Annotated in this window: 23 protein-coding genes and 1 pseudogene; 11 read left to right on the top strand and 13 right to left on the bottom strand. The window is 68.6% G+C overall.

What is annotated here, in order from left to right:
* Window positions 1-136: 136 nt before the first annotated feature.
* The 6 genes from ACH442_RS24285 to dnaA form a co-directional block, all read right to left on the bottom strand.
* Window positions 137-388 carry a hypothetical protein gene (locus ACH442_RS24285; protein WP_396340379.1) on the bottom strand — a complete coding sequence of 84 codons (252 nt, stop codon included), beginning with the start codon at window positions 386-388 and terminating at the stop codon, window positions 137-139.
* A 111-nt stretch (window positions 389-499) separates the two neighbouring features.
* A complete protein-coding gene (locus tag ACH442_RS24280; RefSeq protein ID WP_396340527.1) occupies window positions 500-982 on the bottom strand; it encodes a DUF721 domain-containing protein in 483 nt (160 codons plus the stop codon).
* 455 nt (window positions 983-1,437) lie between these two features.
* On the bottom strand, window positions 1,438-2,568 hold the full coding sequence (gene recF / locus ACH442_RS24275; RefSeq protein WP_396340378.1) for a DNA replication/repair protein RecF: 1,131 nt from the start codon (window positions 2,566-2,568) through the stop codon (window positions 1,438-1,440).
* A 3-nt stretch (window positions 2,569-2,571) separates the two neighbouring features.
* A complete protein-coding gene (gene gnd, locus ACH442_RS24270) occupies window positions 2,572-3,444 on the bottom strand; it encodes a phosphogluconate dehydrogenase (NAD(+)-dependent, decarboxylating) (protein ID WP_396340377.1) in 873 nt (290 codons plus the stop codon).
* A 39-nt stretch (window positions 3,445-3,483) separates the two neighbouring features.
* Window positions 3,484-4,617 carry a DNA polymerase III subunit beta gene (dnaN, locus tag ACH442_RS24265; RefSeq protein WP_396340376.1) on the bottom strand — a complete coding sequence of 378 codons (1,134 nt, stop codon included), beginning with the start codon at window positions 4,615-4,617 and terminating at the stop codon, window positions 3,484-3,486.
* 1,391 nt (window positions 4,618-6,008) lie between these two features.
* A complete protein-coding gene (dnaA, locus tag ACH442_RS24260) occupies window positions 6,009-7,856 on the bottom strand; it encodes a chromosomal replication initiator protein DnaA (RefSeq protein ID WP_396340375.1) in 1,848 nt (615 codons plus the stop codon).
* A gap of 587 nt (window positions 7,857-8,443) precedes the next feature.
* Here dnaA and rpmH point away from each other — a divergent pair.
* From rpmH to ACH442_RS24210, 10 genes and pseudogenes are all read left to right on the top strand, one after another.
* Window positions 8,444-8,581 (top strand): 50S ribosomal protein L34, encoded by a 138-nt coding sequence (gene rpmH / locus ACH442_RS24255; protein ID WP_067702010.1) that lies wholly within the window; start codon window positions 8,444-8,446, stop codon window positions 8,579-8,581.
* A gap of 37 nt (window positions 8,582-8,618) precedes the next feature.
* Window positions 8,619-8,975: a ribonuclease P protein component gene (gene rnpA, locus ACH442_RS24250; protein ID WP_396340374.1), complete on the top strand. Its 357-nt coding sequence runs from the start codon at window positions 8,619-8,621 to the stop codon at window positions 8,973-8,975.
* A complete protein-coding gene (gene yidD, locus ACH442_RS24245; protein ID WP_396340373.1) occupies window positions 8,972-9,229 on the top strand; it encodes a membrane protein insertion efficiency factor YidD in 258 nt (85 codons plus the stop codon). The genes rnpA and yidD overlap by 4 nt, the downstream gene beginning before the upstream one ends.
* Before the next feature lies 1 nt (window position 9,230).
* Window positions 9,231-10,256 carry a membrane protein insertase YidC gene (gene yidC, locus ACH442_RS24240; RefSeq protein ID WP_396340372.1) on the top strand — a complete coding sequence of 342 codons (1,026 nt, stop codon included), beginning with the start codon at window positions 9,231-9,233 and terminating at the stop codon, window positions 10,254-10,256.
* A 135-nt stretch (window positions 10,257-10,391) separates the two neighbouring features.
* Complete coding sequence (locus ACH442_RS24235) at window positions 10,392-10,976, top strand: protein jag (RefSeq protein WP_396340371.1); 585 nt, start codon at window positions 10,392-10,394, stop codon at window positions 10,974-10,976.
* Window positions 10,977-11,183: 207 nt separating this feature from the next.
* Window positions 11,184-11,990: pseudogene (rsmG, locus tag ACH442_RS24230) on the top strand (16S rRNA (guanine(527)-N(7))-methyltransferase RsmG); the annotation flags it as partial.
* Window positions 11,991-12,956: 966 nt separating this feature from the next.
* Window positions 12,957-14,117 carry an AAA family ATPase gene (locus ACH442_RS24225; RefSeq protein WP_396340526.1) on the top strand — a complete coding sequence of 387 codons (1,161 nt, stop codon included), beginning with the start codon at window positions 12,957-12,959 and terminating at the stop codon, window positions 14,115-14,117.
* Window positions 14,114-15,184, top strand: coding sequence for a ParB/RepB/Spo0J family partition protein (locus ACH442_RS24220; protein WP_396340370.1), 1,071 nt, complete (start codon window positions 14,114-14,116; stop codon window positions 15,182-15,184). Before ACH442_RS24225 ends, ACH442_RS24220 begins: the two co-directional genes overlap by 4 nt.
* Window positions 15,185-15,450: 266 nt before the next feature.
* Window positions 15,451-16,095, top strand: a complete 645-nt coding sequence (locus tag ACH442_RS24215) for a VC0807 family protein (protein ID WP_396340369.1) — start codon at window positions 15,451-15,453, stop codon at window positions 16,093-16,095.
* 1,676 nt (window positions 16,096-17,771) lie between these two features.
* Complete coding sequence (locus tag ACH442_RS24210) at window positions 17,772-18,866, top strand: hypothetical protein (protein WP_396340525.1); 1,095 nt, start codon at window positions 17,772-17,774, stop codon at window positions 18,864-18,866.
* Window positions 18,867-19,263: 397 nt separating this feature from the next.
* Here the strand turns inward: ACH442_RS24210 and ACH442_RS24205 are convergent, their stop codons facing one another.
* Together ACH442_RS24205 and ACH442_RS24200 are read right to left on the bottom strand one after the other, a co-directional pair.
* Window positions 19,264-20,217: a D-alanine--D-alanine ligase gene (locus tag ACH442_RS24205; RefSeq protein WP_396340368.1), complete on the bottom strand. Its 954-nt coding sequence runs from the start codon at window positions 20,215-20,217 to the stop codon at window positions 19,264-19,266.
* Between the two features lie 8 nt (window positions 20,218-20,225).
* On the bottom strand, window positions 20,226-21,536 hold the full coding sequence (locus tag ACH442_RS24200) for a PLP-dependent aminotransferase family protein (RefSeq protein WP_396340367.1): 1,311 nt from the start codon (window positions 21,534-21,536) through the stop codon (window positions 20,226-20,228).
* Between the two features lie 185 nt (window positions 21,537-21,721).
* Between ACH442_RS24200 and ACH442_RS24195 the strand changes: the two genes are divergently transcribed.
* Window positions 21,722-22,372, top strand: a complete 651-nt coding sequence (locus ACH442_RS24195) for a GNAT family N-acetyltransferase (RefSeq protein ID WP_396340366.1) — start codon at window positions 21,722-21,724, stop codon at window positions 22,370-22,372.
* A 26-nt stretch (window positions 22,373-22,398) separates the two neighbouring features.
* On the opposite strand, the gene ACH442_RS24190 is transcribed toward ACH442_RS24195, so the two are convergent.
* The 5 genes from ACH442_RS24190 to sigM form a co-directional block, all read right to left on the bottom strand.
* Entirely contained in the window at window positions 22,399-23,610 is a 1,212-nt protein-coding gene (locus ACH442_RS24190; RefSeq protein ID WP_396340365.1) for an N-acetylmuramoyl-L-alanine amidase, read from the bottom strand.
* 103 nt (window positions 23,611-23,713) lie between these two features.
* Window positions 23,714-24,040, bottom strand: coding sequence for a thioredoxin (gene trxA, locus ACH442_RS24185; RefSeq protein ID WP_396340364.1), 327 nt, complete (start codon window positions 24,038-24,040; stop codon window positions 23,714-23,716).
* Between the two features lie 19 nt (window positions 24,041-24,059).
* Window positions 24,060-25,019: a thioredoxin-disulfide reductase gene (trxB, locus tag ACH442_RS24180; protein ID WP_396340524.1), complete on the bottom strand. Its 960-nt coding sequence runs from the start codon at window positions 25,017-25,019 to the stop codon at window positions 24,060-24,062.
* Between the two features lie 104 nt (window positions 25,020-25,123).
* On the bottom strand, window positions 25,124-26,014 hold the full coding sequence (locus ACH442_RS24175; RefSeq protein ID WP_396340363.1) for a hypothetical protein: 891 nt from the start codon (window positions 26,012-26,014) through the stop codon (window positions 25,124-25,126).
* Complete coding sequence (sigM, locus tag ACH442_RS24170) at window positions 26,011-26,709, bottom strand: RNA polymerase sigma factor SigM (protein WP_396340523.1); 699 nt, start codon at window positions 26,707-26,709, stop codon at window positions 26,011-26,013. Before sigM ends, ACH442_RS24175 begins: the two co-directional genes overlap by 4 nt.
* Window positions 26,710-26,768: the final 59 nt, after the last annotated feature.

Here is a 26,768-nt window from a genome sequence, read left to right as displayed (position 1 = left end):
TCCGTGGCCGGTTGCGCTTCAACCGTCCCACTCGCCATCGCGGGGCAGCCCTCTCACGCAAAACGCCGCCGGTGAGGAGGCAAGTGATCCTCCGACGGTCGCAGGGTTCGCGAACGGCGAAAAATCACCTGCCCCCTCACCGGTTATCAGGCGTTTTGCCGCGGAGCGGAGCGGGGCCGGCAAACCCGGCATCCTGCCGGCCCAGCCACCACATCTCGCCGAGGATCACCAGGAGCAGCAACCCGATCCCGGTGCCCAGGAACAGCGACCAGCGCATGCCGTCGCGCACCGAGCCGCCGTAGTAAGCCGCGGCCCAGGCCGGACTCGCCGCGGCCGCGAGCAGACCCGGCACGATCAGGGACAGAGCCAGCAATCGACGAAGGACCATGCAGGCTAAGACGCCGGAAAACGCGCCACGGTTGCACGGGCAACCAACTTTCACCGAGTGTCGCCCGTTCGTGACAGCGCGGTCAGCCTGACGACCGAGCCCGCCGCTCCCTCAGCCGTAGGTGTCGCGCGGCCCCCGGCCCTGCACCCGCCGCGGCCCCCGATTCCACGACGGCGCCGCCGGCCCGTGAATGTTCATCCTGGTCACGACGTTATGCCCGACCTCGCCGGCGATCTGCCGCAGCAGCCTCCCGGTCAGCATCCGCAACTGGGTGGCCCACGCGGTCGACTCGGCCTCGACGGTGAGCACCCCACCGTCGAGCTTCACCGGCCGGCTGTGCGCGGCAATGTCCGGCCCGACCACTTTCTCCCACGCCCCGAAGACGGTCGCCTCGGCTTTCGGGCGCTCCCAGCCACGGGCCTTCATCAGCCGCTCGAGCACGGCGCCGAACAGCTGCGGGTCCCGCGGGTCCGGCCCGGGCCCGGAGTATCCCCGCAGCCGCTTCTCGCCGCCCTTGCCGCCGGTGCGCCGCCGTGGCTGCTGCGCCGCGGCCCGCCGTTTCGCCAGCGCAGCATCCAGCACCGCCCGGGCCAGCTCCGGACCAGCCTTCCCGGCCTCCCCGGCCCCGCCCTGACCCGCGCCACCCTGGCCGGCACCGCCCTGACCAGCACCGCCCTGACCAGCACCAGCGCCGGCATCGGCCGGCCCGCCGCCTGCGTTCCTGCCGCCGGTCGCCGACTGCTCCGCACCGGCCGCGGGCCGCGCAGTCCGCCGACCGCCGCCCGCCCCGCTCACGTCACGCGGCACGCTGCCACCTCCTGTGGATAACCATGCTCGCGTCAGCACCGCCGAGGCCGTCGGACCACACTGGACCCTGCGCCGAACACTCCGGGAAGCCCCACGGCACGCTGAGGCCCGCCAAACGGCATTCTGCCCCGGCCCCGCACCCCTGATCCGGGCGCGGCGCTGAGCGATCACCGACCAAATGCGGTCTTTCCCCACGAAACACCACAGCCGTTGTCCACAGGCTGTGGGTGAGGCCACCGGCATCAGGGCACACGGGTCACCGACCCGGTGGTCACGTCGAAGCGGGCGCCGCTCAACGACGCCGGCACGTCCTCGGGCACCGCGCACGTCACCAGCAACTGGGCAGCGTCGGACACCAGCGCCGCCAGCCGTTCCCGCCGACCGGCGTCCAGCTCGGCGAAGACGTCGTCCAGGACCAGCACCGGCTCGATCCCGTCCGACCGCAACAGGTCGTACGCCGCGAGGCGCAGGGCCAGCGCGAACGACCACGACTCGCCGTGGCTCGCATATCCCTTGGCCGGCAGCTCACCGAGCGACAGGGCCAGGTCGTCGCGGTGCGGGCCGACCAGCGTCGTACCCCGCTCGATCTCGGCCGGTCGCCGTTCCTTCATGCGCGCGAGCAGGGCCGCTTCGAGGGCCGGGCGGTCCGGGGTCACGTCGTCCCCCAGCCGCGACGCATACGTGATCGACGCCGCCGACTTCCCGGCCGCCACCGCGTCGTACGCCTTGGTCAGATGCGGCCCGAGAGCGGCCACGAGTTCCAGCCGTCCGGCGAGCAGCTCCGCACCGTGATAGGCCAGGTGCTGATCCCAGACCTCGAGGGTCGACAGGTCCTGCCCGCGGGTCCCGCCCACCTTGCGGGTCAGGTACGCCGTCCGCAGCAACGCGTTGCGCTGCTTGACCACCCGGTCGTAGTCGGCCCGCACCCCGGCGAATCGCGGCAGCCGCGCGACCAGCAGATCGTCGATGTAGCGCCGCCGCTCGGACGGGTCACCGCGGACCAGTTCCAGGTCCTCGGGGGCGAAGAGCACCATCCGCAGGGCGCCGAGCACCTCGCGCGGGCGCCGCACCGGCGACCGGTTGAGCCGGGCCCGGTTGGCCTTGCCCGGCACGATCTCCAGCTCGACGAGCAGCTCCCGACCATCGTGGACGATCGCGCAGCGGATCACCGCCGAGGCCGCTCCGAACCGCACCAGCGGCGCGTCGGTGGCCACCCGGTGACTGTCCAGAGTGGCCACGTAGCCCAGAGCCTCGATGAGGTTCGTCTTGCCCATGCCGTTCTGACCGACCAGCACGGAGACGCCGGGTTCGAGGTCGACGGCCACCCGCCCGTAGGAACGGAAGTCGACGAGCTCGACCCGGCGTACGTGCATGGATCAGCGCTTGACGGCGTGGCCGCCGAACTGGTTGCGCAGCGCCGCCACGGCCTTCATCGCGGGCGAGTCGTCCTGCCGCGAGGCGAACCGGGCGAACAGCGACGCCGAGATGACGTGCGCCGGCACGGCGAGACGAACTGCCTCGTCGACCGTCCACCGGCCCTCGCCGGTGTCGTCGGCGTAACCCTTGATCCCGGCCAGCTTCGGGTCCTCGTCGAGGGCCCGGTCGAGCAGGTCGAGCAGCCAGGACTTGACGACACTGCCCTCACGCCAGCTCTTGATGATCGCCGGCACGTTGTCGACGTGCTCCGACGCCTCGAGGATCTCGAACCCCTCGGCGTAGGCGTGCATCAACCCGTACTCAATGCCGTTGTGCACCATCTTGGCGTAGTGGCCGGCGCCCGGGCCGCCCGCGTGGGCGAAGCCGAACTCACCGGCCGGCTTGAGCGCCTCGAAGATTGGCAGGCAGTGCTCCACCGTCTCCTTGTCACCGCCGACCATCAGCGCATACCCGTTGGTCTTGCCCCAGACGCCGCCGGAAACGCCGACGTCCATGTACTTGATGCCCTTCTTCGCGAGACGCTCGGCCCGCGGGGCATCGTCGGTGAACTTCGAGTTGCCACCGTCGATGATGATGTCGCCGGGCGACAGCACCTCGGCGAGGGCGTCGATGGTGTCCTCGGTGATCTTGCCGGACGGCACCATGGTCCACACCACGCGCGGAGCGGCCAGCTTCCCCGCCAGGTCGGCCAGGCTGCTGGCGTCGCTGATGTCCAGGTTCTGGTCGAATCCGACGACTTCGTGCCCCGCGGCACGGAGTCGTTCCCGCATGTTGCCACCCATGCGGCCGAGACCGATCAGGCCGAGTTGCATGGTCTTCCCCCTAGAAGTGCGAATGTTCCTCGCTCAGTATCAGCGCGTTACCCGGATCGGCATGATCAGATAGCGGTATCCCGGGATGATTTCGCCACTTTCGCTAGCGGGCGAGATCACAGCCGGCTTGAACGCGTCGACGAACGAGAAGACCGCAGTCGGGGCGCCGAGGTTCTGCAGACCGTCGATCAGGTACTGCGGGTTGAAGCCGATCGTGAGTGCCTCACCGGTGAACGCGGCCTCCATCGCCTCACTGGCGCGGGCCTCCTCGGTGGTGCCGGCCTCGACCACCAGACCGTCCTCGCTGAAGCTGAGCAGCACCGGCGTGGTGCGCTCGGCGACCAGGGCGACCCTTCGGACGACCTCGACCAAGGCGGAGACACTGATCCGGGCCTCGGCGTTGTGCGAGGCGGGGAAGAGCGAGCGGACCGGCGGGTAGTTCGCCCCGTCGAGCAGGCGGCTGGTCGTACGCTTCTGACCGCCGGCAAAGCCGATCATGCCCTCACCGGCGTTGCCCTGCGCCAGGGCGAGGGTGGCCGAGCCACCGGCCGGGCCGAGCGCCTTCGCCGTGTCGTTCAGGGTCTTCGCCGGGACCAGCGCGTTGAGGCTGATCTCGGGGTCGTCCGGGTTCCACTCGATCTCGCGCATGGCCAGCCGGTAGCGGTCGGTGGCCAGCATCGCCATCGTCGTGCCGTTCAGCTCGATGCGCACGCCGGTCATCATCGGCAGCGTCTCGTCGCGCCCGGCGGCGATGGCCACCTGGGAAACCGCTGAGGCGAACGTAGCGGCGTCGACGGTGCCCGCGCTGGATGGCATATCCGGCAGGGTCGGATAGTCCTCCACCGGCATCGTGGGGAGGGTGAAACGCGCACTGCCGCAGACCAGCTCGAGGTGCGCGCCGACCGCGGCGATGTCGACCGGCTTGCCGGGGAGCGCCTTGGTGATCTCGGCGAGCAGGCGGCCGGAGACCAGCGCGGCCCCGTCCGCATCCGCCTGGACCTCGACGGACACCTGGCTGGAGACCTCGTAGTCGAACCCGGAGACCTGCAGGCGGCCATCGGTCACTCGCAGCAGGACACCGGCGAGCACCGGCACTGACGGCCGGCTCGGCAGGCTCTTGGCCGTCCAGGCGACGGCCTCGGCGAGCGAGTCTCGCTCCACCCGGAACTTCATGCTGTCCTCCGCGATGCTTCCTCTACGGGGCGTGGAGCCCACTGGAACTCTATGGCGCTGACCGTGCACACGTGTGCCCGACCCCGGGTGTGGCAGGCAGGACCGGCCGGGCCTGACGGCACTGACCCACCTTGCCTTGCTTGTGCCGGAGAAGCGAAATGCCGACACCTTCCGGTGCTGACGCTCTTCCGACTGAATGCGGGCCGGCGGGACACCGCGGGGACGGGAGCGCCGGCTCCGATCGGTGCTGGAGTCCGGTGCGAGCGCGCGGCGAGGCAGCGACGCTCATGGGTGCTAACTCTTCACCGACCCGGAAGGGCTCGTCTACACCTTCTCGGTGCGGTCCCGAACGTGCGGCTGAGGGCGAGCCTGCCGGCACGGCCGGGGTACCTGGCTTCTCGGTGCTGCCCTTCCCGACCCTGCCCTCAGCGGTCCGGAAGCCTGCCAGCCAGCCTTTCCACACGCTGATGATTTCTTTTTGATCTATTAGAGAAATATCTAGTCGTCTTCATAGGTCCTGTGCATTCTGTGGAGAACCCGAGTTTTCGCTGGTCAGAGGGTTATCCACCGGTGATTCACATGTGGGTAACCGGGGTACTAACTTGGCTTCCTGTCCACAGCCGGTCTCCCTCAACAGGGTTGTCCACCGGTATCCACAGGCTATCCACCGGTAATCCACCGGGTTTGTCCCCCGACCTGTGGACGACGCCGCGACGCCACCGTCGCGTTGTCCCCAGATCCTTCAACAGGTAATCCACACTCCTCCACAGGCACGTGACAAACGGGTAACTCTCCGTGTCTGTCCACATCGATTTCCCCAGGAGTTGTCCACATCTGTGGTTAACGGCGCAAAAGATATCCACCGCCTGGGGAGAGAGCCTGTGGATGCCTGTGGATGAGTGTGGACAACGTTGGCACGAAACTGAACCGTTCCGACGTTGACAAGTTCCGTCCGACCGCACAAAAAAGTTGACATGGATTAATGTCTATTTCCCCAGGTCGCTCGCAGATCTGGGGATAAATCTGTGGGCAACTCGGTGAAAGTCGTGGATAAGCCTGTGGACTTTAGCGTTGTCGCAGGTCAGAGCCGTTGTCAGGTGCCTGTGGGAAACCGGGCTCCCGCTGCGAGGCGCTGTTCAGGTGCAAAACCCCGATTTCCGCGTACGGCCTCAGTTGTCCACACCCGGCATCCGCGTCGCACACGCCCGCCGCGGGCATGGCTCACCCCGAGCCGGTGCACGGCGGGGTGTGGTCCCGGTCAGCCGGAGGCCGACGTGCTGACCGGCCGGTGGACGGCCGGTGGACGGCCGGTGGGCGACGAAGCGCTGCCGGCCCGGAGGCTCGGCAGCGCTTGTGGTGATGCTGCGGGACGGTGCTTACGCCGTACCCAATCAGGTGTTTTGTTTGATTCTGTTGGTGAGCTCGGCGATCTGGTTGTAGAGAGAGCGGCGCTCGGCCATGTGCTGACGGATCTTGCGGTCCGCGTGCATGACGGTGGTGTGATCCCGCCCGCCGAAGGCCTGGCCGATCCGGGGCAGGGAGAGGTCGGTGAGCTCGCGGCAGAGGTACATGGCGACCTGGCGCGCGTTGACCAGCACCCGGCTGCGGGAGTGTCCGCGAAGATCCTCCAGGGAGACGCCGAAGTAGTCGGCGGTGGAGACCATGATCTGGTCCGCGGTGATCTCCGGGCCGGCGCCGTCGGGCATGAAGTCGCGCAGGACCTCCTCGGCCAGTGAGAGCTGCACCGGCGATCGGGTCAGGCTGGCGAACGCGGTCACCCGGATGAGGGCGCCCTCGAGTTCACGGATCGAGTTGGAGACGCGCGACGCGATGAACTCCAGCACGTCGTCGGGCGCGTACATGCGCTCCTGAGCGGCCTTCTTCTGGAGGATCGCGATGCGTGTCTCCAGGTCGGGCGGCTGGATGTCAGCGAGCAGACCCCACTCGAAGCGGGTGCGCATCCGGTCCTCCAGCGTCGCGAGCTGGCGCGGCGAGCGGTCGGAGCTGATGACGATCTGCTTGTTCGCGTTGTGGAGCGTGTTGAAGGTATGAAAGAACTCCTCCTGCGTCCGCTCCCGGTTCTCCAGGAACTGGATGTCGTCGATCAGCAGGATGTCGACGTCCCGGTAACGGCGCTGGAACGCCTGCGTCTTGTCGTCCCGCAGGCTGTTGATGAAATCGTTGGTGAATTCCTCGGTGGAGACGTAGCGCACAGAGCGTGCGTGCCCGAGGGTGGTCGCGTAGTGACCGATGGCGTGCAGGAGGTGGGTCTTGCCCAGCCCGGAGCTGCCATAGATGAACAGTGGGTTGTAGGCCTTCGCCGGCGACTCGGCCACCGCGACCGATGCCGCGTGCGCGAAGCGGTTGGACGAGCCGATGACGAACGTCTCGAACATGTACTTCGGGTTGAGCCGGTTCCCGTCCTGGCCCCCCGGGCGCGGCGAGGCGCCGGAGCCACGCAGGTCCGCCTGTGGACGGCCGGGGCCGTTGTCGCCGCGCATCGGCATCGTGTCGTCGCGGCGGTCGTCGAGGTGACGCTGGTTCTCCCGTAGCTGTGCCGGGTCGGTAGGCATCCGCAGCGCGGCCGCCTCGTTCGGCGCCGACGGCATCTCGCGCTCGGGGCTCTTCTCCGGCGTGCGGGCCGGAGCCGGCCGGTTGACCTGCGGTGCGGCCGGCATCGGGTCGGCGAAGAGGGCTTCCTGGCCGTCGCGGGCGGTGGCACCGTTACGACCGTAGGGCCCGGTGTGCTGGGCGGACCCCGTCGGGTAGGGCTCGGGGGCGCGGTCCGGCGGACCGAAGGCGGGCTGCTGGTACGACGGCGGCTCGGGCGGATAGGCCGGGAGCTCGGGCTGGTAGGGCCGCGGGTCCGGGGTGCGCGGCGGGTCGGCGTAGTGCATCGGCTGCGCCTCGCGGGGCGGCGGTGCGGACTCGTTCTCCACCGGGGTGCCGTAGACAGTGCCGGGCATGCCGGTCCCGTCCTCCGGCGGGCGGACCGTGACGGCGACCTGGATCGGCCGGTTCAGCCGCCGGGTGAGCGCCTCGGTGATCGCCGGGCGCAGCCGCAGCTCGATCACGTCCCGGGTGTACGCGTCCGGAACCGACAGCAGTGCGGTGTCCTCGACGATCGCCCGCAGTCGGGTGAACCGGAGATAGGCACGCTGCTGCCGGGAAGCGATCTCCTCGGACAATTCGCTGAGCGTGTCCTGCCACAGCTTGCCCAGGTCGACCTGATCGGCCACCGCCGCGCCACCCCCATCGCCACCGACCCCCGGTGACCTTGTGTCCGGCCTTCCTCTGTGCCTGTCGGCGCCCGTGCAGGCAACCGATCGGCTCCCCCGACCCAGCACAGTCAACGCGCTGAACACGCACGGCGCCACCGGCTGTCCACAGGTTATCCACAACCCGTGAAGGTGCCGATGGCGCTCCCGGCCGGATGGTCGGCAGATTCACCGGAGCCTGTAGTGGCGCGGGCTTGAAACAGGCTCACCAAGGCGAACGATCCACCTGCTTGTCCGGTTTTGGCCGCCGCTTCGCGGTATGCGAACGGCCGGGTAAAGACCAGCAACCGCGCACGCTAACAGCGCCAGCCCGGGGACTACAACCGCTGTCCCAGGCGAGCGCGGCCCGTTCGCAGGAAAAGATTCACTTTGTGCGTGGAAAGACCTGCTGGTCGTTCCGGGGTTCCTGCATGTCGGCGTGCCGACCCAGGATATGGTTGACCGCTGCAACCGCCGTGCGTAGGGTTGGGCGGTTGCTCCGCCGCGCTCTGATAAAGTGGCGTCTTGCAGCGGATGCCCCCTGACGTAGTTGAAGACGGAGTTCTGACGTGAGCAAGCGCACCTATCAGCCGAACAACCGCCGGCGCGCCAAGACCCACGGCTTCCGGCTGCGCATGCGCACCCGTGCCGGCCGCGCCATCCTCTCTTCCCGCCGTGCCAAGGGTCGCGGCACGCTGTCGGCCTGAGCCGACCGCTTAGCCGGGCCGGAATGTCCAGGTAGCCGTGCTGGCCGCGACGCAGCGACTGCGGCGTAGCGCGGAGTTCGCCGCAGCGATCCGCGGTGGCCGCCGAGTCGGCCGCGGAACCCTGGTCGTCCACCTGCTTATCGAGGAGCCGGCGCACGCCTCCACGGCGCGCGCCGGCTTCGTCGTATCCAAAGCCGTGGGCAACGCGGTGGTGCGGAACAAGGTTCGGCGCCGGTTGCGCCACCTGGTCCGGCCGCTGCTGGCCGACCTCCCACCAGGAGCTTCCCTGGTGGTGCGGGCGCTGCCACCGGCCGCTCAGGCGGGCTTCGCCGAGCTCGACACCGATCTCACCGGCGCGCTGGCGTCCGCCCGTCGTCCCCGGCGGCCGCGATGAGCCCGGCTGCCCGGCTCATGACCGCCGTGGTCGTCGCGTACCGTCGATACTTGAGTCCGGCGTTGCCGGCCCGCTGTCGGTTCTATCCCTCGTGCAGCGCGTACGCCCAGGAGGCCCTGGCGCGTCACGGTGCACTGCGAGGGACGGGCCTGGCGATCTGGCGGCTCCTGCGTTGTCATCCCTTCCACCCTGGCGGGTACGACCCGGTGCCTGACCCGATCCGTCACCGTCCTGCCGATGTGACTGGAGATTAGATTGAGTCTCGACTGGATCTACTACGCGATTTCGTGGATCCTCCTCCGCTGGCATGCCCTGTGGGACGCGATCGGGATCCCTGACGACCGCGTGCTCGGCACGAACTGGTCCTGGGTCCTCTCCATCTTCTTCCTGGTGGTGACGCTGCGCGTCATCCTGTTCCCGGTCTTCGTCAAGCAGATCAAGAGCCAGCGTGCGATGCAGGCGCTGCAGCCCAAGGTCAAGGCCCTGCAGGAGAAGCACAAGGGTGACCGGGAGACGCTCCAGAAAGAAATGATGGAGCTCTACAAGACCGAGAAGGCGAACCCGCTGATGGGCTGCCTTCCGATGGTCCTGCAGATCCCCGTCTTCCTGGGTCTGTTCCACGTGCTGCGCCACCTGAACCCGAACCTGCCTGAGCGGCTGAAGACGATCTACGGCTGGTCGCTGGAGCAGTTCACCAGCGCGTCCGGGGCGCACCTGTTCAACGCCCCGATCAGCGCCAAGTTCGGCTCCACCCCGGAAGAGCTGGCCGCCCTCGGCGCGAACGGCACCACGGTCAAGATCCTGGCTGCCGTCCTGATCCTGCTGATGATGACGACCACGTTCCTCACCAGCCGGCAGATGATCCTGAAGACCGGCTGGGCCGAGGACCCGCAGCAGAAGATGATCCAGCGGCTGATGCTCTACGGCATCCCGTTCTCGCTGCTCATCTCCGGCTCGCTGTTCCCGATCGGTGTGGTCATCTACTGGGTGACGAACAACCTGTTCACCCTGGGCCAGCAGCAGTGGGTGCTGCGCAAGTTCCCGCCGCCGCAGATGGCCGGTGCGAAGACCAGCAGCTCCGGCGCCCGCCCGGCCGGCACGACCGCAGGTGGCCCCAAGAGCCCGGTGCAGCCCGGTCGCAGCGGTGGACTCTTCGGCAAGAAGAACGCGGTCGAGGAGCCGGTCCCGGTCGTTGACACCAAGGCGCTCGCTCCGAAGCCCGGCGCCAAACCGGTGAATCCGAAGAAGGGCGCCCGGCCGGCGAACAAACCCAAGGGATGATCGCGGCGCGGGGCCCGGCACCGGGCTCCGCGCGCTCCCCTTGCTACAGACCTCCCCGCGACCAGTGCGTACGTCGGCGGCGCGGGAAACAGCGGACCGACTTCGGTCCGGCCCGAGTGACAACGGAGATGAACCGTGACCGACACCAGTACTCCCCCTGCCTCCGACTCCTCCGCTCCGGTGACGGAATCGGTTGCCTCGGCGACGCCGTCGGAGGAGACCGCCACGGAGGCGAAGAAGTCGGAGAGCGTCGCCTCGGACAGCGACCTGTTCCGTCAGAGTGAGATCGCCGCGGACTATGTCGAGGGTCTGCTGGACATCCTCGACTACGACGGTGACATCGACGAGTTGGTCTCGGCCGGCCGGCCCATGGTCGAGGTGGTCGGCGGTCGGCTGCAGCCGCTGGTCGGCCAGCGCGGTGCCACGCTCGAGGCGCTGCAGGAGCTGACCCGTCTGGCGATTTTCCGGGCCACCGGGTCACCGAGCCGACTGCTGCTCGACATCGGTGGGTACCGGGCGGCCCGGCGCAAGGAACTCGCCGCGGTGGCCCGTAACGCCGTTGAGAAGGTCAAGGAGCACGGGGACGCGGTTCGCCTGGAGCCGATGTCGGCCTTCGAGCGTAAGTGCGTGCACGACGTGGTCAACGCGATCCCGGGCGTGCAGAGCGAGTCCGAGGGTGTCGAGCCGAACCGGCGCATCGTGGTTCGTGTAGCGGATTGAGATGACGGATCCGCGCTTCGGCGTGGGTGACCTCGGCCCGGGCGGCTCAACGCCCGGGCCGTCGTCTTTCTCGGCCTTGGTCGTCGTCTCGGCTTGTCGTGCCGGCTCTGCTCTTCCGGGCGGGCCGGATCGTTCGTCTGATCGTCTTGTTTCGCCGCGTGGTTTCGCTCACCTGCGGCTTCATCGGAGGTAAACGTGTCCTCGTCCATGGAGTCGGCCGACTCTTCGGCGCCTGGCGGCTCGTCCGTCGGCTCGTATGCGTCTCGTCCGGGGCTGTCGCCCGGTGCTCCCGGTGCTGCCGTGCCGCTGGACGTTGCGACAGTGGATGTCAGGCGGCCGCCGGCCGAGAGCGCTGCCGTCGCGCAGGAGGTGTTCGGCGATCAGCTGGAGCTGGCCGGACGGTTCACCCAGCTGCTCGCGACCGAGGGCGTGGTCCGCGGTTTGATCGGTCCGCGCGAGACGCCTCGGCTGTGGGACAGACACCTGGTCAACTGCGGAGTTATGTCCTCTTTATTCCCTTTCGGGGCTTCCGTGGTTGACGTCGGCTCCGGTGCTGGTTTGCCCGGTATCGTGCTGGCTGTGGCCCGACCTGATCTTCGGATCACGCTGGTCGAGCCGCTGGCTCGGCGTACCGCCTTCCTCACCGAAGCGGTGGACGAGCTGGGCTTGGAGAACGTCACGGTGGTGCGTGGACGGGCCGAGGAGGTGCTCGACCAGGTCGGTGCGGCGGACATCGTCACGGCGCGGGCGGTGGCCGCCCTGGACCGGCTGGCGGGGTGGTGCCTGCCGCTGGCCCGGGTCGGGGGCAGGCTGCTTGCGCTGAAGGGGGCGTCGGCGGAGGAGGAGATCGGTGAGCACGGGGCCGCGATCGAGCGGATCGGTGGCGGGCAGCCGGAGATCCGCCTCTGCGGTGTCGGGTTGATCGACCCGCCGGCGACGGTCGTCGAGATCGTCAAGGAGCGGGAAGTCGCACGACCCGGACCGCAGGGGCGGGCCGGCGGATCAGGGCGCAAGGGTGGCCCGGGCAGTGCCGGCGGTCGCGGTGGCTCGGGTCGTCGGGGTAACAGCGGCGACGGTCGGTCCGGTCAAGGTGGCCGGGCTGGAGGGTCCGGTGGCGGGGCGTCTGATGACGGTCGCGGCGGCGGACGGAGGAACCCACGGAGGGGATAGATGGGCCGGCGGGGTGCGAAGAAGCGGACTGCGCGCAATGCGCGCCCTAACCCATCAAAAGCTTTGGACGTACGTCCGGAGCAGTACCCTGCCCAAGAAAGTTCCGGGCGTGGCAACGCTCGTCCTGTTGGATCATCGAAGATCGGTGGTGACGTCGCCCCGCAGCCGGAGGCCGACAACGCTCGGGTGGCGGGGCGTGGTGCCGATAAGGGTGACAATCACTCGCCGATTTCCGACGCGTCGACGCCCGTCCGGTCCTCCCGAGCGGGCGTCCGTGCTTCAGCGGGAGGCGATGTTTCACGGGAAACATTCGCATCCGGTACGGCGGTGGACCGCGGGAAGAATGCTCGCGGTGGCACGCCGTCGGCCGTGGTTCCGGGCGCGGCTGAGTCGCGTCGTCGCGCGCGGGATGGACGGGGGCGTGTGCTCGGTGAGGTGCGGGAAGGAACGTCTCCCGCGGCGGTGGGGGACGACAACGGCCGTACGGGGAATCAGTCTTTTGATGTAGATCTTGAGCAGCGAGATGACCGGGACGGGTTGGCGGTCTCGGGCTACGGCGGTGATTTGCGGCTTGTGTCGGGCGTGATGATGTTTGTCAACGCCCCTGTGGACAACAATGCGACGTTGCGCTCGACTCATCCTGTGCACGAACATAGCGACGTTCGCCCGGCGGCCGTAGGCTGGCCAAGCGTCGATAGTGTGGACCGGATTTCTCCCGCCGGGACGCACGATTCGCCGGCCGACCCGTTCCTAGCCAACAGGGATAAAGCGGTGCATGAGTACGGTGTTTCACGTGAAACCGAGTCGCCTATCGACCGGTCGTCGGGAGTGAACGCAGGTGGAATGCGCGCCGGTGAGCAGGGTGTTCCTCAGCCTCGCCCCGGTGGCTACCAACCGACGGCCTCCGGAACGACCTATGGATACGGCATGCCTACGCCCGGCCAGCCGGACGACTTCCGTGGTCCCGCACCATCGCCACGTTCGGGTGTTCCGGCGGTCGGGCAGGGTGCCGCCAGTCCGACTTCGACCACTGTCCCCACTTCTGGTGCCTCTGTTCAGCCCGACGAGCATGTTTCACGTGAAACGCCGGGCGGGGATGAGGACGATCCGCCCTTGGCCATGGAAGCGTTGCGAGCTGTGCAGATCCTCAACCCGAGCGGCGAGATCATCATGCCGCGCCCGGACCACCCCCGGGTGATTTGCGTCGCCAATCAGAAGGGCGGCGTCGGGAAGACGACCACCACGGTGAACCTGGCGGTGGCGCTCGCGCTCCACGGCAACCGGGTGCTCGTGGTCGACCTGGACCCGCAGGGCAACGCCTCCACCGGTCTCAACGTGCCACACCACGCTGGTGTGCCGGATGTCTACGACTGCCTGATCGACAATGTGCCGCTGGCCGAGGTGGCTCAGCAGGTCGAGGGCATTCCGAACCTCTACTGCGTGCCGGCCACGATCGACCTGGCCGGTGCCGAGATCGAACTCGTGTCGGTGGTGGCCCGGGAGTCCCGCCTGGCCCGTGCGATTGCCGGCCATCCGGAGAAGTTCGACTACGTCTTCATCGACTGCCCGCCGTCACTGGGCCTGCTGACGGTCAACGCGCTGTGCGCGGCGCAGGAGGTGCTGATTCCGATCCAGTGTGAGTACTACGCGCTGGAGGGGCTGAATCAGCTGATCAACAACATCAACCTGGTGCGGCAGCACCTGAACCCGACGCTCGACGTCTCCACCATCCTGCTGACCATGTACGACCGGCGCACCCGCCTGGCCGACGCGGTCGAGCAGGACGTCCGCAACCACTTCGGAACCAAGGTTCTGAACGCGGTCATTCCCCGGAACGTGCGAGTGTCGGAGGCTCCGAGCTACGGCCAGTCGGTGATGACCTACGATCCGGGATCAAGGGGCGCAACGAGTTATTTCGAAGCTGCTCTGGAGATCGCGGTGCGTGGGGTCAACACGGGAGGCACGGCATGAAGAACCGTCCGCGGGGAGGCCTGGGCCGAGGCCTGGGTGCACTGATCCCCACGGCACCTGCCGCCGAGCCGGTCGAGAACGGCTCGGAGCTCGCCCCGGTGTCAGCCGTTCCGAGCGTGGCGGTGGCCGTCGCGCCCGACGGACTGCCCTCCACTTCAGTGACCACGCCCACCCCGGCCCCCGCGCCCGCGCCGGCACCCGCGCCTGCCATCGAGAACGAGCTCGCGCCCGTGCCCGGGGCCAGGTTCGCCGAGCTTCCTGTCGGGTCCATCGAGCCGAACGCGAAGCAGCCGCGGCACGTCTTCGACGAGGAAGCGCTCGAAGAGCTCAAGATCTCGATCCAGGAGATTGGCTTTCTGCAGCCGATCGTGGTGCGTGAGCTTGGCGACGGTCGCTACGAACTCGTCATGGGCGAACGCCGGTGGCGGGCGGCCCAGGCCGTCGGCCGGGAGACTATCCCGGCGATCGTCCGGGACACACCCGACGACGCCATGCTGCGGGACGCGCTCCTGGAGAACATCCACCGGGCGAACCTGAACCCGCTCGAAGAGGCGGCGGCCTACTCACAGCTGCTCGAAGAGTTCGGCGTCTCGCACGAAGAGCTGGCTCGGCGGATCGGGCGCAGCCGGCCGCAGATCTCCAACACCATCCGGCTGATGAACCTGCCGGCCGCGGTACAGCGGCGGGTCGCGGCCGGAATCCTCTCAGCCGGTCATGCTCGGGCGCTGCTCGGGTTGCCCGGGGCCGAGGCCCAGGAAGAGCTCGCCAAGCGGATCGTCGGCGAAGGACTCTCGGTCCGCGCGACCGAAGAGATCGTGAAGCTCGCCGAGCTGGACGGGCCGACAGTGAAGAAAGCGGCTCCGGCCCGCCGGGCCAAGGTCCACGCCCCCGCACTGAACGATCTCGCCGATCGGCTGTCGGACCGGTTCGACACCCGGGTGAAGGTCGACATCGGCCGGAACAAGGGCAAGATCACGATCGAGTTCGCGACCGTCGACGACCTCGAACGGATAGTGAGCATGATCGGGGTAGAAGAAGAAGGGGCTCGCGCCGACACTGAAGAGTGAGTCGGACGGGTTCTGAGGGCGCGCGTTTTCGAACGTGCGCCTTTCTCGTTTTCGGGCTTCTCTCAGAGCCATTCTCCTGGGATTTCTCGTTGCGTCCGACACGCGATTGAAGCGGTTCGGAATGGCCGTTTTGCCGGATACGACGGCGAGAGTGTCCACCGAGTGGTTGACAGCCGGACTCCGTGGCTCGGTCGTCCCATGCGAGGTGCCGAAGCGGCGAAGATTTGTTCATCAGCCGCCCAGCCCCGCTTGAAGGAGATCCCGCGATGCGACTCGACGCCGGTGTAACCGCCATGATCCGCTCGATGGCCGCAGACCTCGGTCTGCCCGTGGTGACCTACTACGGTTTGCACGCTCTCGGCGCCGACGACACCACCGCTCTGCTTGCCGGGACGCTCGCGGCCGGCGCACGCCTCATCTGGGTTGCGGTGCGGAGCCGGACGGTCAGCTACTTCTCGATGGTGATGGGTGCGGTCTTCGGGGTCGGGCTGATCTTCACTCTGCTGACCGGGGACGCGCGCTTCCTTCTGATCAAGCATTCGGTGATGTCGGCGGTTATCGGCGTGCTGTTCCTGATCACTGCGTTCCGTGGGAGCAAGCCGCTGACACTCTCGGCTCAGCAGAGCTTCGTGCCGGCTAAAGCGGCGGAGATCGCGGCCGCGTATGCGAGCAACCCTGAGGTGCAGCGGGGCCACCAGATCGCTTCGGTGGTGTGGGGCGGTGGGCTGTTGATCGAGGCGGCGGTTCGCGTTGTTCTGGTGTACCTGCTTCCGGTGGAGGTGATGGTGGGGCTGTCCACGGTCCTGACTGTCATGACGTTCACCTTGTTGATCGGATGGAACGCTCGGTTCATCGGGTCGCGTAAGGCCGCTGCTGCGAAGGCGGCGGTTCCCGAGTTGGTGAACGCCTAAGGATTTGATCGGTGGGTTCGGATTGCGGTGAAACGGTGCGCCGGCTCCAAGGAGTCGGCGCACCTTCGCGTCTCCAGGTGCGGGACCGTTGGTGACGTTCGCCGGTCTTAGTCGCTTCCTTCAGCTGATGAGTCGGCTTCCGCAGCCTCTGCGATGGTCTCACCATGACGATGAGCGTTCCGTCCTAGTGCGCCCCTTGGGCAGCGTTTCACGTGAAACCGGTAAGCCGACTCGATCCGGATGTTCGAGCGTTCAAGGCGCTGTGCGTGTGTCAGCCGACCTCGTTGCATCAGCAGACCGGGCAGAGTCGCCGGTGCCCGGTGCCCGGTGCCCGGTGCCCGGTGCCCGGTGCCCGGTGTCCGGTGTCTGTGCGGCCTCCCGCTCCGCGCTCCGGTGCGGTCTTGCGCCTTCGCCGTGGTTCCCACGCCGCCCGCTGGATATGCCGCCGGGAGAGTTCCCGGCGGCTCAGTGACCGTCGAAGCGGCCATGCATCCGCCTCGGACTCCCAGCCCTGGCATCAAGGGAGAACACCAAGACGGCTCGGTTTAAGGCAGTGGCTCCGCCGTGGTTCCGGGACTGCATGATTCCCGGACTGCATGGTTCCGGGGTTACATGGTTCCGGGAGTGCGCGGTCCGCGTCTGCGCGGTTCCGCGGGTGCGGTATTGGACGCCACGCTTGCCGGTGAGGGAATAGCGCGTCTGCCTCGTTTCACGTGAAACGAGCTGTCCTGTGCGGCTTGCATATGCGCGGATTGATCGCCCGGCTGGGGTATCGGCGGACCGCGGACCGCCGATCCGCTGACCCGCGGATCCCGATCCGCTGACCGCTGACCCGCGGATCGCCGACCCGCAGACCGCCGGCCCGCGAACGTGCGTAGTCACAGCCTTGCGAGCTCGAAGCCCGGGAGCCAGGACCCAGAGGCCGGGGATCCTGGTACGCCCGAGCTCGGGAGGCAGTAGTCCGGGACGCTGCGAACTTCGGAGTCCGAAGCTCGCAGCCGGGCTCTCCTGTTCGCCCGCCCGAACGATCAGCATGGCTAGCTGTGCCGGACTCGACAGTCGAAGCCGCACCCTGCCCCGACTGCTGTCGACAGGGCCAGTTGCCGCCTCCTGGGACAGCTCCCGGTCCAGCCCGGTTGAGCCGTCTCTAGTGGAGCTGACTGCCACACAGAATTGCGCCGGCCGAGACCTCTGCCAGGAGCCCTAGGAAGGGAGCTGCCGTCTTCTGGCCGCAGCACCCACCATCACTCACGTGATGACTAAGAGCGGCAACAGGTTGGGACTGAAGTCGATGCGCTTTATGGGCCAGGGCCACTATCCACAGGGTGTGGAGAGTGCATCAACACCAGGACCGCTCGCCCGTTTCACGTGAAACAGCGTTAATGGCTTGGGAGTTGTCCACTGCACTATCCACAGGCCGCGCAAGCGTTCTACGTCGCGTTTCACGTGAAACTGCTGGGGCTGTGGATAACTTCTGTGGATAACTTGAGGCTCGGTGTGTGGAGAAACACGCGCTGATGTCGGTCGACGTACGGGCGTCTCGAACGCCGGAGGTAGATCAGTTTCGGGGCCGTCGTGGGCCGTTCCACGCCATCCCCCCGATCGTGCGAAATTGACCCGGGACAGCCCGTCCTGACCTGGGCTAAGGTCACGTCGTGTCCGAGAACAGCGCCTCGCTGCCCGACTTCACCCGCTGGCCGTCGTTCCCGTTCGAGGGCGACATGCGGGTCAAGAAACTCGCGCCGCCCGTGGAGGTCGAGCCGCCACGGAGCGGGGAGGACGGGTCGGATTGTGTGGCCTGTGGGACGCCCGATGACGCGTACATCTGGGTCTCGGAACGCTGGCGAGTCAGGGCGATGGACCGACCGACGGGACTTCCGATGGTCCTGATTCTGGAGTGCCGGTCGCATCTCGATTTGGGGGATCTGCCCAACCTCCTGGCGGCCGAGCTCGGCGTGATGACGGTTCGGCTCGAGCGTGCGATCCGGTCGCTCGACGACGTGGCCCGCGTCCACGTGAATCGGTGGGGCGACGGCTCGGCGCACCTGCACATGTGGTTCCTGGCCCGGCCGTATGGGCGGCTGCAACTGCGCGGGACGTTCCTCTCGCTCTGGGACGACATCCTGCCGGTCATCCCCGAGCAGAAGTGGCGGGAGAACCTTGCTCTCGTCGCCGCCTGGCTCGCCGACTTCGGCGGCAGGGCGATCGCCGAGCCCGCCCACATCGAGTGGGAGTCGCCGGCGACCTTGAACGTTCCGGGTGCCGACCCGGCGACAGATCGCGAGGATTCCGGTCGTCCCGCAACGTTGGGCGACATCCAGGCCGGCGCGAGTTCCGCAGATTCCTGGGTACGGCACAGTGACTCCCCGTCGGCCGGCAGCCCACCGTTAGCGGGCCCCCTCGCGGATGCAGTGGCCGTGATCCCACGTCAGCACTCAGCCCCCTCCGGTTTCGCCGAAGAAGTGCCGACGACCGGCCCCGCCGAGAGCGCCGCTTCAGCCGCGCCTGACGCCCCGGATCGCAATTCCGTCGGAGGTGGGACGGCGGAGCGCGAGCCGAGCATCTCGGCCGCCGAAACCCGGGGAACCGATCAAGAGGTGGTTTCCGTGCCCACCGGGCCGCCGGCTGCGGATGAGCCGACCGAGACGACGCTGGGCGCGAACGGCAACGAGAATTCCGCGGGTACGGGTCGTGGCGGACCTGCCGGCACGGGCGTTTTGAGCACCGGCGCCGCCAGTTCCGCTGCCGGAGCCGGGAGCGAAGGTGAGTAGCGCTTCCCTGTGAGATCCGATGTTTCACGTGAAACGGCGCGATCAGAACAGCATGCGGTACGGCCTGGATCAGAGCGACGTGCGGTGAGACGGGCGGCGATGGAACGTCTGCGGTAGAGCGGTCGGCGCTGGAGCGGTGCGCGGAGCTGGACGGCACCCAGTGGACCGCACCCAGCGGAAGGGCGCCGGTGAAACGGCGCCCGGTGAAACGGCACCCACTGGAACGGCACCCACTGGAACGGCACCCACTGGAACGGCACCCACTGGAACGGCACCCACTGGAACGGCACCCACTGGAACGGGCCCCGATGGCACTGCCTGCAAACAGCACGGGCGCGACTCCGAAGAAGTCGCGCCCGCAGTGCACCACCGATTCACGCACCCACAAGTGCAGGAGCTAGCCCCGCCGAGCCCGCCCCACCGCCCGCTCCACCAGCGCCCCCACCACAGCCCCGAGGTCAACCCCGGCCGCCTGTATGGCCAACGGCAGCAGTGAAGTCTCGGTAAGCCCAGGAGACACGTTGCATCCGAGCACCTGAGGCTCCCCATCCTCAGAAACGATCACGTCGATCCGGGACAGGTCCCGCAACCCGAGCGCCTGGTATGCCGCCAGCGCCGTAGCGGTAACCCGCGACGCCACGTCGTCCGACAGCCGAGCCGGCACATGCCAGGTGGTCAATCCAGCCGTGTACCGAGCCGCATAGTCGTACACCCCGTCCCGCGGCACGATCTCCACGATGGGTAGCGCCGACGGCCCGGTCCCGAGGTCGATGATCGAAACGGCCAGGCTGGTCCCGGTCACGTACTGCTCGACGAGCGCCGTCGAGTCGTACGCGAAGCACCCCACCATCGCTGCCGGCAGGTCAGCCGCGTCCCGGACGACCGCCGCGCCGAGCCCCGATCCGCCCTGGGCCGGCTTGACCATCAGGGGCAGTCCGAGGCGTGACACGATCCGGTCGAGGACGGCGACAGCCCCGAGTTCGGAGAACCGGTCGTGCGGCAGCGCCACCCAGTCGGGGGTGGGAATGCCGGCCTCCCGCAGTCGCGCTTTCGCGGACGGCTTGTCCCAGGCGAGTCGCGCGGTCCGTGCGTCCGCGCCGACATACGGCACCCCGCACAGGTCGAGCACTCCGCGGAGCGACCCGTCCTCACCGGTCGCCCCGTGCAGCGCGATCACCACGGCGTCCGGCGGATCGGCCTGCAACGCCGGCAGCAGTGACACGTCGACGTCGTGCAGTTCGGCCTCGATCCCGGTGGACCGCAGGGCGTCGAGGACGCGACGACCGGACCGCAGTGAGACGTCCCGCTCGTACGAGAGGCCGCCCGCCAAAACCAGAACCCGTAACTCCATGGGCCTGATCATGCCAAGTCGGGGCCCGGGGTGTCGGCGGCGGCCGGGCCACGGCGGCGCGGCGACGAGATCGTGGCGGATGCGCCGAAGACGGCCCGCGTGGCGAGTTCCTGTTCGATCACGCCGGAGAGCCGCCGCACCCCTTCGCGGAGGCGTTCCGGCGTGGAGAACGAGTAGTTGAGCCGCATGTTGTTCCGCCCGGTTCCGTCGGCGTAGAAGCCGGTTCCGGGCACGTAGGCGACGCGCGCCGCGATGGCCCGCGGGACCATCGCCTTGGAGTCGAGCCCGTCGGGCAGGGTCGCCCAGATGAACAGGCCACCGGTCGGGCGGGTCCACGACGTACCGGCAGGCATGAGGTCTTCGAGGGCGCTCAGCAGGGCGTCCCGGCGCTCGCGGTAGATCTCCCGATAGACCTTGATCTGCTCGCGCCACGGCATGGTCGTCAGGTACTGCGTGACGGCGCCTTGGGCGAACGCGCTGGGGCACAGCACGTTGGCCTCGCTCATCATGACGAGCTTGTCGCGGACGGCGTGCGGGGCGAGGATCCAGCCGACGCGCAGCCCGGGCGCGAACGTCTTGGAGAACGTGCTGCAGTAAAAGACACCTTCCCGGCGCCGGGCCCGCAGCGGGCGCGGCGCGTCGCCTTCGAAGGAGAGCATCCCGTACGGGTCGTCCTCGATCACGAGAAGCCCGGCCCGTTCGCAGATGTCGAGGATCTCCTCGCGGCGCGCCTCGGAGAGGGTCACACCGGCCGGGTTCTGGAACGTCGGGATCGTGTAGAGGAATTTCGCCGGACGGCCGGAGGCGACTCCTTCCGCGATGGCCTCTTCCAGTGCGGCCGGGATCAAACCGTCCGCGTCCATCGCCACGTGCCGCACCTGTGCCTGGGCGGCCTGGAAAACGCCGAGTGCGCCGACGTAGGTCGGCCCCTCGGCGAGCACCACGTCGCCCGGGTCCAGGAACAGCCGGGCCAGCAGGTCGAGGGCTTGCTGCCCGCCGACGGTCACGACCACGTCGTCGGGGGAGGCACCGGTGATGCCGGACAGGCTCATCACCTCGCAGATCTGTTCGCGCAGTTCGATCGTGCCCTGGCCGATCCCGTACTGCAGGCTGGTGGCGCCCTGCTCGGAGCCGAGCTTGTTGAGCATCTCGCCGACCGCGTCGAGCGGCAGCGCGGCAATGTACGGCGAACCACCGGCCAGCGACACCACTTCGGGCCGGCTGGCCACGGCGAACAGCGCGCGGATCTCGGAGGTCGTCATGCCGCGAACGCGCCGCGCATAACGATCGGTGTAGTCGTCCTGAGTAGTACCGGTCATGCGGTTCTCACCCCTTGAAAGACGAATCTCGAAAAGTGATCTGCCGACAGCCTAATCGCCGGACGCATCGAGGAGGAGTCACCCATTGCTGGACCTGCTCCCGTTCACGGGTGCCGCGACGTACGATTTCCAGGGCGCGGCCAGCGCCGGTCCGGTTGTCCATCCGCCAGCGCAGGGGGTTCGCCATGTCGCGACGCCTGGTCAATCTCACCCTCGACACCCTTGAGGACTTGCCCCGTCCCTGCCGTCAGTGCGTCTACTGGGAGCTGGATCCGGTCTCCGCGGAACGCGCCTGCGCCTCCGGCAGCCCGGGGCTGGAGAAGGAGGCGTGGGTTTCTCAGACTCTCCTGGAGTGGGGTTCGTGCGGCAAGCTGGCCTACGTCGACGGCATGCCGGCCGGCTTCGTGATGTATGCCCCGCCCGCCTACGTCCCGCGTTCGATGGCGTTCCCGACGTCCCCGGTCAGTGCCGACGCCGCTCTGCTGACCACGGCCAACGTGGTGCCCGCCTTCGCCGGTGGCGGTCTGGGCCGGATGCTGGTGCAGGGGGTCGCCCGCGATCTGACCAAGCGCGGGGTGAAGGCGATCGAAGCGTTCGGCGACGCGAAGCCGGATGAGGATAAGGAGGGCGCATGTGTCGCGCCCGTCGACTTCTTCCTGTCCGTCGGCTTCAAGACGGTCCGCCCGCACCCGCGCTATCCGCGGCTGCGCCTCGAGCTGCGCACCGCCCTGTCCTGGAAGTCGGACGTCGAATACGCGCTGGAGAAGCTCCTCGGCTCGATGAGCCCGGAGAAGCTTCTCCGCCCGATGCCCGCCACCAGTTCCATGGAGAACTGAGCCGGACCCAAGGATCACAGACCGATTTACGTACGGTCGGCGAGCGCCATCCGCAGCTGCCGCACGTCGATCGAGCCGGTCGGCACGTCCCGCTCGACCGGGAAGTACATCCGCTGCACCGCGGCCAGGATCGCTTCCACGATCTGCTCCCGGAACATCGGGTTGATCAACCGCTCCCGGTCCACCGGCGACGTCAGGTAGCCCAGGTCGACCCGGACGGTCGGCATCCGCGTGAGGCGCAGCAGGTCCCAGGTCTTCGCGTGCGTCCGGCAGTCGTGCATCCCGGTCCGCACCACGATTTCCCGCTGGACCAGGTTGGCCAGCCGCTCGCCGACAGTCGAGCTGAGCCCGCTGCCGGTCCCGTAGTGATACGTCGCGACGCCTTCCGCGGCCGCCGACTCCTGCCCGTCCAGGTGCAGCGAGATCAGCAGGTCGGCCCCGAGGCTGTTGGCCAGGGCGGCCCTGTCCGCCCCGCTCATCGGCGCGGCGGGCTGCGGCCCACGGGTGAGGTGCACCCGCATGCCGGCCGCGGCGAGCCGGCCCTCCAGGCGGGTCGCGAGGTCGAAGACGAGGTCCGCCTCGGTCCACCGCAACGGACCGTCGGGCACCACCACGCCGGAATCGTCACCACCGCCGTGACCGGGATCGATCACGATGGTCTTGCCCACCAGGTTCGGCCCGGACTGCCGGAACGCCTCGGCCTCGCGCAGCCACTGCGGACGCCCGCCGACCACTTTGCGGCCGAGCCGGCGCAGCGCCTTCATGGTCTGCGGCCCGCACGACCCGTCCGGGGTGAGGCCGACCTCGCGCTGGAACTGGGCGACCGCCCGAGCCGTCCGTGCGCCGTAGATCGAGTCGGGGCGACCCGCGTCATACCCCATCTCGAGCATGCGCTCCTGCAGGGCGCGCACGTCCTCACCGGTCAGCGCATCCGGCACGGAGTGGAACAGGGTGCGCGAGCCGAGCCGCCAGCGGGCGCCGTCCAGCGCGCGCCACGTCTCGTCGCCGACCATGCCGTCCACACCGAGGCCGCGGCTCTGCTGGAAGGCGCGGACCGCGTCCTCCAGACCCTCGTCGAACACAGCCGAGTCGAACTGGGCCACGGCGGACGAGGCCGCGCCGGGCAGGGCCTCGTCGGAGAGCGCCGGCGCCGCAACGACAAGCAACTCCAGGCCGACCAGAATCGACCGGATCTCGGAAACGGCTGGACCGGTGTCTCCGCGTCGGATGGACCGCACTCACGACTCCCTAGGGGCGAGATGGGACGACCTTCCGGAGCGTACTCCGGATGACAAAAGGGAGCCCCGCGTCCCAGTCCGGACGCGGGGCCTCAGAAGTCGATCAGAGGGCCGACTCGATGAAATTGACCAGGACGCTCTTGGGCTTGGCGCCGGTCAGCAGGTTGACCCGCTCGCCGTCCTTGAAGATGGCCAGGGTCGGCACCGACATCACCTGGTAGGTCAGTGCGATCTGCGGGTTCTCGTCGATGTTGACCTTGACGATCTCCACCTGCTCACCCAGCTCCGAGTTGGCGATCTCGGCCAGCAGCGGGTCGACCTTCTTGCAGGGCACGCACCACTCAGCCCAGAAATCCACCAGCACCGGCTTCTTCGACTGCAGCACATCGCTGGCGAAGGTGGCTTCGGTGACCGCCTTGGTTGCTCCCACGAGGACCCCTTTCCCGGTCTTACAGCTCTACGAATGAAGCGATGAAGCGCTCGGCGTCCAGCGCGGCGGCACAGCCGGTGCCGGACGCGGTGATGGCCTGCCGGTACGTGTGGTCGACCACGTCACCCGCGGCGAAGACGCCGGAGATGTTGGTCCGGGTGCTGGGCGCGTCGACCTTCACGTAGCCCTCGTCGTCCAGCTCGATCTGGCCCTTGAAGAGTTCGCTGCGCGGGTCGTGGCCGATCGCCACGAACACGCCGGTCACGTCGAGGACCTTCGTCTCGTTCGTCTCCACGTTGCGCAGCCGGACGCCGGAGACCTTGCCGTCGGCGCCGAGGATCTCCTCGACCACCGAGTTCCACTCGACCTTGATCTTCTCGTTGTCGAGCGCGCGCTTCTGCATGACCTTGCTGGCCCGGAACGAGTCACGCCGGTGCACGATGGTCACGGTCTCGGCGAAGCGGGTGAGGAACGTGGCCTCCTCCATCGCCGAGTCGCCGCCGCCGACCACCACGATGTGCTGGTTGCGGAAGAAGAAGCCGTCACAGGTGGCACAGGCCGACACGCCGTGGCCGAGCAGCTCCTGCTCACCGGGCACGCCGATCGGGCGCCACGCCGAGCCGGTCGACAGGATCACGGCCCGCGCGAAGTACTTCTTGTCACCGACCCACACCGTCTTCAGACCCTCGGTGCCGGCCTCGGTGGGCTTGTCGGTCAGCTCGACCCGGGTGACGTCGTCGGTCAGGAACTCGGCGCCGAAGCGCTCGGCCTGGGCGCGCATGTTGTCCATGAGCTCGGGGCCCATGATCCCGTCCCGGAAACCGGGGAAGTTCTCCACCTCGGTGGTCGTCATCAGCGCACCGCCGGACTGCACACCCTCGATCACCAGGGGTTTGAGCTCGGCACGCGCGGCATAGAGCGCCGCGGTGTAACCGGAGGGCCCGGAACCGATGATGATCAGATTGCGGACCTCGTCCACTGCCGACTCCTCAAGGTTTGTGTCCACGCCGGTAGAACGCCATGCTAGGCATTCACCATTCCCCCCGGTCCGGCTCGTGTCCGACCTCACGCCGCGGGTGCTGCTCAGCGTACCGGGACCGAGCCCAGGGTGTCCGCGCCGCCACCGGGCAACCCGCAGTCGACGCCGCTGGCCCAGGCCCATTCGCCGTTCGACGCGGTGAATCGGACCACCAGCGCCGGTTTGCCGTCGAACCGGGCGTAATCGATCGAGGAGACGGTCATCGTGCCGCCGGCATTCTCCCGGGCGATCGCGGCGAGACAATCGGCCAGCGCGCCCGGTGCCGTCAGCCGGTCCAACCCGAAGGTCTCCCCGCCGGCCAGGTTCGTCTGGCTCATCGGAGAGGACTGGGTGTCGGCGGTGATCCGGTTCCGTTCCTGCGCCAGCGTGCCCAGCGTGTAGTCGAAGCCGCTGGCCTGCGTCGCCGGTGACGCGGCGACCACCATCGGGCCACGCGCGCCCTCGGCCGCGACCGTGGAGGAGCCGCTGTCCGACGCCGAGTCGCCCGCGGCGAGCAATCCGTAGCCCACGACGCCCGCCACACCCGCGGCGATGCCGATCGGCGCGACCAGGCGGACCCAGCGGTGGTTGCCGCGCTTCCGGCGCCGCTCATCAAGATCCAAGACGATTTGCGGTACGGCGTCGGCCTTGTCGGGCGTGGGCTCCGCGGCCCTTCCCGGTCCGCCCCCGGCCCGCTCGCCACCAGCCGCCGACGCCCCCAGGGCAACGTCCAGCCGGGTCGCCACGTCGTCCGGCATGGGTTCCGCCGGCAGGCCGCCGAGCAGCGCACCGACCGTCGCCATCTCCGGCGCCAGCACCTCGTACGCCTCCTGCCAGGCGGGGTCGTCGGCGATCAGCGCGGCCACCCGCTCCGACTCGGGGGTGCCGTCCAGAGCGCCACCGACATAGTCGGCCAGCAGGTCGATGTCGACCCCATGGAACTCGGCGCCCGTCACCGCTGGTCCCTCCGTTCCCGCCCGGCCGGCGACGACGTCACCGTGTCGCCCGACCTGGATGAGACGTCCCGCTCACCCGTACGGTTCCCGTCGTGGCCCGGCTCACTCGGGCCGCCACGCAGTTCCCGCAGTGCGAGTGCCATGCGGGCCCGGCCGCGCGCACACCGGCTCTTCACCGTCCCCTCGGCGATGCCGAGCATCTCAGCGGCCTCGGCCACCCCATACCCCTCGATGTCGACCAGGACGATCGCGGCTCGCTGGTCGACCGGCAGCGCGGCCAGCGCCTGCCGCACGAGCAGCACGGTGTCCTGATCCGGGGTGGGGGCGATCGGTTCCGGGCCGGTCCCGCGGTCGTCGCCGGAAAGGCTGCCGTCGGGCAGCGGCACGGTCGGGTGCGCCTGGCGGCGGCGGATCCGGTCCAGGCAGGCGTTGACCACGATGCGGTGCAGCCAGGTGGTGACGGCCGAGTCGCCACGGAAACCGGCGGCGGCGCGGTGCGCCGAGAGCAGCGCGTCCTGCACCGCGTCGGCCGCCTCCTCCCGGTCGCCGGTGGTGCGCAGGGCGACCGCCCAGAGCCGGTCCCGGTGGCGGCGGACCAGCTCGCCGAAGGCCTCCGGGTCACCGGCCACGTGGGCGCGCACCAGCTCGGCGTCGCTCGGCGCGGAGCCGTCCGAGCCGGTCCCGCCGGGTGTCACGTCCCGGAATGCCACGTCAACAAAGTAAGCCATCGGGTCCGGGTCCCGTGGCGCCGGTG

Source organism: Actinoplanes sp. NPDC020271, assembly GCF_044388125.1.
GTDB lineage: Bacteria > Actinomycetota > Actinomycetes > Mycobacteriales > Micromonosporaceae > Actinoplanes.
The sequence above is the reverse complement of the archived record's forward strand: the minus strand, read 5'-3'. Positions and strand labels throughout refer to the sequence as shown.

What these genes read in the sequence shown, in the direction of transcription:
- gnd (WP_396340377.1), bottom strand. Translation starts at nt 3,444, where the DNA reads ATGCAACTCGGCCTGATCGGTCTCGGCCGCATGGGTGGCAACATGCGG.
- ACH442_RS24215 (WP_396340369.1), top strand. Translation starts at nt 15,451, where the DNA reads ATGCGACTCGACGCCGGTGTAACCGCCATGATCCGCTCGATGGCCGCA.
- ACH442_RS24195 (WP_396340366.1), top strand. Translation starts at nt 21,722, where the DNA reads ATGTCGCGACGCCTGGTCAATCTCACCCTCGACACCCTTGAGGACTTG.
- dnaN (WP_396340376.1), bottom strand. Translation starts at nt 4,617, where the DNA reads ATGAAGTTCCGGGTGGAGCGAGACTCGCTCGCCGAGGCCGTCGCCTGG.
- ACH442_RS24285 (WP_396340379.1), bottom strand. Translation starts at nt 388, where the DNA reads ATGGTCCTTCGTCGATTGCTGGCTCTGTCCCTGATCGTGCCGGGTCTG.
- yidD (WP_396340373.1), top strand. Translation starts at nt 8,972, where the DNA reads ATGAGCCCGGCTGCCCGGCTCATGACCGCCGTGGTCGTCGCGTACCGT.
- recF (WP_396340378.1), bottom strand. Translation starts at nt 2,568, where the DNA reads ATGCACGTACGCCGGGTCGAGCTCGTCGACTTCCGTTCCTACGGGCGG.
- ACH442_RS24205 (WP_396340368.1), bottom strand. Translation starts at nt 20,217, where the DNA reads ATGGAGTTACGGGTTCTGGTTTTGGCGGGCGGCCTCTCGTACGAGCGG.
- ACH442_RS24220 (WP_396340370.1), top strand. Translation starts at nt 14,114, where the DNA reads ATGAAGAACCGTCCGCGGGGAGGCCTGGGCCGAGGCCTGGGTGCACTG.
- ACH442_RS24200 (WP_396340367.1), bottom strand. Translation starts at nt 21,536, where the DNA reads ATGACCGGTACTACTCAGGACGACTACACCGATCGTTATGCGCGGCGC.